This window comes from Planobispora rosea, from assembly GCF_014648175.1.
Classification (GTDB): Bacteria; Actinomycetota; Actinomycetes; order Streptosporangiales; family Streptosporangiaceae; genus Planobispora; species Planobispora rosea.
Map to the genome: position 1 here is coordinate 1 of NZ_BMQP01000136.1, position 909 is coordinate 909.

1 protein-coding gene is annotated in these 909 nt (G+C 71.6%); it reads left to right on the forward strand.

Annotation, left to right across the window (positions count from 1 at the left end; genetic code table 11):
• Positions 1 to 54: 54 nt before the first annotated feature.
• On the forward strand, positions 55 to 909 hold an 855-nt coding region (locus tag IEZ08_RS39095; RefSeq protein WP_373294408.1), incomplete at its 3' end, for a phosphopantetheine-binding protein.

The window sequence follows — 909 nt, forward strand, 5'->3', positions numbered from 1 at the left end:
CCGCAGGTGGCGCGGGGGTATCTGGGGCGGCCGGGGTTGTCGGCGGAGCGGTTTGTGGCCTGTGCGTTCGGGGTGCCGGGCGGGCGGATGTATCGGACCGGGGATCTGGTGCGCTGGCGCGCCGACGGGACGCTGGACTATCTGGGCCGGGTCGATTTCCAGGTGAAGGTCCGGGGGTTTCGGATCGAGCCGGGTGAGGTCGAGGCGGTGATCGCGCGGCATCCGGGGGTGGCGGCGGTGGCGGTGGTGGCGCGGGAGGATCGGCCGGGGGATCGGCGGCTGGTGGCGTATGTGACCGGTGTGGTCGGGGCCGGTCTGGAGGCGGGGGAGGTGCGGAGGTTCGCCGGGGAGGCGCTGCCGGAGTACATGGTGCCCTCGGCGGTGGTGGTGTTGGACGAGTTGCCGGTGACGCGTAACGGGAAGCTGGATCGGGCGGCGTTGCCTGCTCCCGAGCTCCCGGTGTCCGGGTGGGGGAGGGGGCCGCGGACGCCGGTGGAGGAGATTCTGTGTGGGATTTTCTGTGAGGTTTTGGGGGTGGAGGCGGTCGGGGCTGAGGATTCGTTTTTCGAGTTGGGTGGGGATTCGCTGCTGGCGACGCGGTTGGTGAGTCGGGTGCGCTCGGGGCTGGGGGTTGAGCTGCCGGTGCGGGTGGTGTTCGAGGCGCCGTCGGTGGCGGGGCTGGCGGTGCGGGTGGCCGAGGCGACCGGGGTGCGGGTGCGGCCGGGGATACGGGCGGGGGTGCGGCCGGAGGGGGTGCCGTTGTCGTTCGCGCAGCGGCGGTTGTGGTTTTTGAATCGGTTGGAGCCGGGGTCGGTGGTGTACAACCTGCCGGTGGTGTTGCGGTTGTCGGGGTGGGTGGATGGGGTGGCGCTGGGGTTGGCGTTGGGGGATGTGGTGGGGCGGCATGAG